Source organism: Verrucosispora sp. SN26_14.1, assembly GCF_004307965.1.
In the GTDB taxonomy this organism is placed as follows: domain Bacteria; phylum Actinomycetota; class Actinomycetes; order Mycobacteriales; family Micromonosporaceae; genus Micromonospora.
Window position 1 is genome coordinate 1 of record NZ_SISL01000391.1, and the last position, 5,438, is coordinate 5,438.

Sequence of the window (5,438 nt, forward strand, 5' to 3'; positions counted from 1 at the left end):
GGGGGAAGGGGGTCAGGGGAGGGTTCGGGTGGCTTTTTCGGTGGCGGCTCGGGTGGGTAGTCGGGTGTGGTCGGGGTGGGCGCAGAGGACGGTCGACGCGCGGGCGGTGAGCGGGGCGAGCAGCCAGTCGACCGGGTCGGGCAGGGCGTCCACGTCGATCAGGACCCGCTCGCCCGGGGAGATGCCCAACTCGGTCGCGCGGGCGGTCGCCCGCTCACGCAGCGTGACGTGGCCCGGTCCGCCGGGCGGGTACGCGCCGAAGTGGTCGCCGTGGGCGCGTACCTCGGTCACGTAGTCGGCGAAGCCGGACGGCACCTCCCGCAGCGGCAGCGCGAACGGGTGCAGGGCGAGCGCGTACCGGTCGGCGGCCGACCAGGCGTCCGCCTCGGCGGCCCGGTCGGCGGTGGCGAACAGGACGTCCACGGCATTCGGTCGATCGGCCACGGTCAGGCCGGCCGACCAGCAGCCGAGCAGCACGGCGGCGGTCTGCCAGTGTGGTGGCAGCAGCACCGCCGCAGTGTCACCGGGCCCGAGCGACAGTTCGTCGACGAGCAGGTTGGCGGTCTTGGCCACCCAGTTCGTCAACGTGGCGCCGGAGAGTTCGGTGCGTTCACCGGTCGCGTCGTCGTACCAGGTGAGCAGCGGTCGGGTCGGGTCGGTCGCGATCGCGTCGGGCAGGACGCGGGCAATGTTGTCGGCCATCGGCGCGAACGATACGCCGCCGCCGCGCGTACTCGATGACAGTCACAAGTCGGCGAACCGTCGGGTCGGAGTCAGCGTCCGTACTCGGCACCGGCGTAGGCTTGCCCGAAGTGTTGTTCCCCACAGTCCCGCCACCACAAGGAGTCGCCCCGTGACCGCCGGTCGCCCGCCCCGCGTGCTCATCGACGCCACGAGTGTCCCCGCCGACCGCGGGGGCGTCGGTAGATACGTCGACGGTCTGCTCGGCGCCCTCGGCAAGGTGTGCGGGTCGGCGGTGGAACTGGTCGTGGTCAGTCTCCGCACCGACCTGGACCGCTATCGCCGGATGCTGCCCGGAGCCGAGATCGTCCCCGCTCCCGCCGCCGTCGCGCACCGTCCCGCCCGGCTCGCCTGGGAGCAGACCGGCCTGCCCCTGCTCGCGCAGCAGGTCGGTGCCGAGGTGCTGCACTCGCCCTTCTACACCTGCCCGTTGCGGGCCGGCTGCCCGGTCACGGTGACCCTGCACGACGCGACCTTCTTCACCGAGCCGGAGCACTACGACAAGTCCCGCCGGACGTTCTTCCGCAGCGCGATCAAGACCTCGCTGCGCCGCGCCAACCGGGTGATCGTGCCGAGCAAGGCCACCCGGGACGAGCTGATCCGGCTGCTGGACGCCGATCCGACCCGGATCGACGTGGCCTACCACGGTGTCGACCAGGACGCCTTCCACGCCCCCGGCGACGAGGAGAAGGCCCGGGTACGCGCCCGGCTGGGCCTGGGCGGCAGCAGCTACGTGGCCTTCCACGGCGCGAAGGAGCCGCGTAAGAACGTGCCGAACCTGATCCGTGGGTGGGCCCGGGCGGTCACCGACCGGGAGGACCCGCCGGCCCTGGTGATCGCCGGTGGTCAGGGGCACGACGACGACATCGACCGGGCCGCCGCCGAGGTGCCGTCGCACCTGCGGCTGCTGCGCCCCGGTTATCTGCGGTACGCCGACCTGCCCGGTTTCCTCGGCGGTGCCCTGGTGGCCGCCTATCCGTCCTACGGGGAGGGTTTCGGTCTGCCGGTGCTGGAGGCGATGGCGTGCGCCGCGCCGGTGCTCACCACGCCCCGGCTCTCCCTGCCCGAGGTGGGCGGTGAGGCGGTGGCGTACACCAGTGAGGACCCGGACCAGATCGCCACCGACCTGGTCGCGCTGCTCGACGACGAGCCGCGTCGGTTGTCGCTGGCCAAGGCCGGACTCGACCGGGCCAAGGAGTTCACCTGGGAGTCGAGCGCCGAGGTGCACATCGCCGCCTGGTCACGAGTACGCGCCTGACGGTGGCAACCCGGCACCCGGAGCGGGCGGTTCGGGCATGATGTCCTGGTGATCTATGTCGTCATTCCGGCGGGTGGCAGTGGCACAAGGTTGTGGCCGCTGTCCCGCTCCGGCCACCCCAAGTTCCTCCACCCGTTCACCGGCACCCCGGCCTCGTTGCTCCAGGCGACGGTGGAGCGGGCGGCGCCGCTGACCACTCCGGAGCGGACCATGGTGGTCACCGGAGCCGCGCACGCGGCGGCGGTGGCCCGCCAGTTGACCGGGCTCCCCGAGGAGAACATCCTCATCGAACCGTCGCCGCGGGACTCCTGCGCGGCCATCGCGCTGGCCGCGGCGGTGATCGCGGTGCGGGACCCGGACGCGGTGATGGGGTCGTTCGCGGCGGACCACCTCATCGGTCAGCCCGAGCGGTGGGTGGAGACGGTCGAGGCGGCGGTCCGGGGCGCGGACCAGGGTCTGCTGATGACCGTCGGGATCACCCCGACCCGGGCGGAGACCGGCTACGGGTACCTCCAGACCGGTGATCCGGTGGGTGACGGTCCGATGCGTCCGGTCGTCGAGTTCAAGGAGAAGCCGAACGCCGAGGTCGCCGAGGCGTACGTCCGGTCCGGTCGGTATCTGTGGAACGCCGGCATGTTCGTCTGGCGGGTGTCGGCGTTCCTCGCCGAGCTGGCCCGCCAGCAGCCCGCCCTGCACACCGGCGTGACCGCGATCGCGGCGGTGTGGGGCACCCCCGAGCAGGACGACGTGCTCGGCGCGGTCTGGCCGACGCTGCCGAAGATCTCGGTCGACTACGCGGTGATGGAGGGCGCGGCGAGCGCCGGTCGGGTCGCCACGGTGCCGGGCGACTTCCGCTGGAACGACGTGGGCGACTTCCACACCCTCGGTGAGGTGTTGCCGACCGACGACGCCGGCAACGTGGTGATCGGTGGCGACGTCAAGGCCGAGGTGCTGTTGCGCGACAGCAGCGGGTGTGTGGTGGTGCCGCAGTCCGGGCGGATGGTGGCCGGCGTCGGCGTGCGCGACCTGATCGTGGTCGACACGCCGGACGCGTTGCTGGTCTGCCCGCGCGATCGCGCCCAGGACGTCAAGGCGATCGTGGACGAACTCAAGGCGCGAGGTGAGGACCGGCTCGTCTGAACGCGGCCAGTCCGGGTGGCATGAGCCGGGCGGTCCCGCCGGCCAGCGGTTGCGGCAGTTGGTCCGGCGGGAACCAGCCGAGCGCCTCGGACTCCGCGCTGACCGTCTCGACCGCGCCGGGCGGGGCGATGACGGCGAAGCGTACGTCGTGGTGCAGGGAACCGCCCCGGCAGCCGACCTCGTGCACGTCCACGTCGATCGGCACCGGGTCCACCCGCAGGCCGGTGATGCCGGACTCCTCGGTCGCCTCGCGGAGCGCGGCCCCGGCCAGTGTCCGGTCGCCCGACTCGCAGTGCCCGCCGAGCTGCACCCAGCGGTGGAACTTGCGGTGCAGGCAGAGCAGCACGCGGGTGCCGGTCGAGTCGAACAGCAGGGCGCTGGCGGTGACGTGTCCGGCCCGGTGCTCGCGGCTCATCGCGACCGGTCCGGCGGTCAGCAGGTCGAGGGTGCGGGCCCGGGCGGTCGCGGCGTCCGGGCTGGTCGGCGTCCATCCGGTGAGGACCGCCGACGCGTCGGTGTGCAGTGCGGCCCAACCGTGCTCCGGGGCCTGCGGGTGCTCCTCGGTCGCGTGAGGCGTCGACACGGCCCCTCCTTCCGTCCCGCACAGCGTACGGGCGGGTGGGAGGGGAGTTGCGGGGCGGGACGGTGGACGACCGGGCGGCACCCCTGCGGAAGCGTGAGCCGCAGACCCTCGTGCGGTGCCACCCGGTCGAGCCGTCCTGCGGCCCCCGGACTCCGCAGTGGCGGCACGCGATGCGTGCTGTCCCTGCGGCACGCAGAGCATGGCGGACCCGGGCGGCGCGAGTCGAGGTCTTTTAGCCCACGCTTAACAGACCAAGGCGATGTGTCCCAGGTAAAGTGCCTAGCGTCGCCGGGCGTCCCTCGGTCGGGTGACGGGGAGCCGTTCCATGCTGAAGATCCACTTCTCCGGCGAGGACATCCTCCGGACCAGAGTCGCTCCGGCTGCGGACCCGATCTGGGAAGTGGTGCTGAGCCTGCACCTGCTGCCCGGACGCAGCCGGGACCCACTGCTCGCCGGTTGGCGACGTGAGGTCATGCGCGGCCTGCGCCGGCAGGATGACGCCGACGGGCTGCGGCTGCTGCTGGCGTTGAACCCGCCGCGTGGCTACTTCCCGGACTTCCTCACCCCGCACGAGAGCGTGGGCGGGTTCGAGGCCGGGATGGAGGCGCTGCGGCGTACCCCTGCCACCCTGCTGCACCGCGACCTGAGCCGGCTGGCCAGCGGTCGGAGCCTGCCCACCGGGGCCGACGCCGTGGCCCGGGGCGAGCCGCGGGCGCTGGACGACCTGACCGATGCCATGAGCCGGTACCGCGACCTGGCGCTCGGTCCCTACTGGGAGCGGGTGCAGGCGGCGGTGGACGCCGACCGGAACCGGCGGGCGCGGGCCATGCTCGACGGCGGGATCGAGGGTCTGCTGACCTCCCTGCGGCCCGGCGTGCGCTGGGAGTCCGGCGTGCTGCACATCCCCGACTATCCGAACAGCCGTGAACTGCACCTGCTGGGGCGGGGGCTGCTGCTGGTGCCGTCGTTCTTCTGCGCGAAGACACCGGTGGCGCTGGTCGACCCGGAGCTGCCGCCGGTGCTGGTCTATCCGGTGGACCGGCTGGGTGGACTCGTCGTCGACGGGGCCGACGGCGCCGGCACCGGCCGTACGGCGCTGGCGGCGCTGCTCGGCCGGACCCGGGCGGCGGTCCTGGCCGCCACCGACGGCGGGTGCAGCACGGGCGAGCTGGCCCGCCGGTTGCGGATCTCGGCGGCGGCGGCCAGCCAGCACACCACCGTGCTGCGCAACGCCGGCCTGCTGGTGAGCCACCGCGACCGCAACACCGTCCTGCACACCCCCACCCCGCTGGGCCGCGCCCTGCTCAACCCCTGACCGACCGGCACCGGCGGTCGGCTCTCGACCGGGCGGGCCCGGTGGCGGGTCCTCAGAGGGCCAGGGAGGCGGCGGCGGTGGTGGCCGGCGGTGGGGGGAGGAGTTGGGAGGGGACGTGGTGGGCCGCGAGGGCGGTCCGCAGCTTCTGCACGTCGGTGCCGAACCGGACCAGCTGCACCGGGCCGACCGGGGTGGGCGGGGAGCACAGCACCAGTCCGGTGGCGCGGCCCGGCCAGCCGGGCACGGTGTTGACCAGTCCGGCGCGTACGTCGTCGTCGACGACCTGGGTGAACACGGTGCCGGGGGCGACGACGTCGATGACCGAGGCGATCGCCGCGGCGACCACCGCCGGATCGGGGCGGGACTCGCCGGGGCGGTCCGGCAGGTGTGCGGCGTCGGCC

Annotated in this window: 5 protein-coding genes and 1 pseudogene; 3 read left to right on the top strand and 3 right to left on the bottom strand. The window is 73.4% G+C overall.

The window, feature by feature from the left end:
- Positions 1-12 precede the first annotated feature (12 nt).
- A complete protein-coding gene (locus EYA84_RS25140; protein ID WP_131055948.1) occupies positions 13-702 on the bottom strand; it encodes a TIGR03089 family protein in 690 nt (229 codons plus the stop codon).
- 151 nt (positions 703-853) lie between these two features.
- Here EYA84_RS25140 and EYA84_RS25145 point away from each other — a divergent pair, with 151 nt between their 5' ends.
- Positions 854-1,999 (top strand): glycosyltransferase family 1 protein, encoded by a 1,146-nt coding sequence (locus tag EYA84_RS25145; RefSeq protein WP_131055950.1) that lies wholly within the window; start codon positions 854-856, stop codon positions 1,997-1,999.
- 48 nt (positions 2,000-2,047) lie between these two features.
- Positions 2,048-3,139 carry a mannose-1-phosphate guanylyltransferase gene (locus EYA84_RS25150; protein WP_131055952.1) on the top strand — a complete coding sequence of 364 codons (1,092 nt, stop codon included), beginning with the start codon at positions 2,048-2,050 and terminating at the stop codon, positions 3,137-3,139.
- Here the strand turns inward: EYA84_RS25150 and EYA84_RS25155 are convergent.
- Complete coding sequence (locus tag EYA84_RS25155) at positions 3,108-3,722, bottom strand: NUDIX hydrolase (RefSeq protein ID WP_236145952.1); 615 nt, start codon at positions 3,720-3,722, stop codon at positions 3,108-3,110. The genes EYA84_RS25150 and EYA84_RS25155 overlap by 32 nt on opposite strands.
- A gap of 325 nt (positions 3,723-4,047) precedes the next feature.
- Between EYA84_RS25155 and EYA84_RS25160 the strand changes: the two genes are divergently transcribed.
- The gene (locus EYA84_RS25160) at positions 4,048-5,037 is read left to right on the top strand and encodes a helix-turn-helix transcriptional regulator (protein WP_131055956.1); all 990 of its coding nucleotides are present in this window, start codon (positions 4,048-4,050) and stop codon (positions 5,035-5,037) included.
- A gap of 52 nt (positions 5,038-5,089) precedes the next feature.
- Here the strand turns inward: EYA84_RS25160 and EYA84_RS25165 are convergent.
- Positions 5,090-5,438 (bottom strand): annotated as a pseudogene (locus EYA84_RS25165) (F420-0--gamma-glutamyl ligase); the annotation flags it as partial.

Coding starts and splice junctions, on each gene's coding strand:
- EYA84_RS25140 (WP_131055948.1), bottom strand. CDS start 702: ATGGCCGACAACATTGCCCGCGTCCTGCCCGACGCGATCGCGACCGAC.
- EYA84_RS25160 (WP_131055956.1), top strand. CDS start 4,048: ATGCTGAAGATCCACTTCTCCGGCGAGGACATCCTCCGGACCAGAGTC.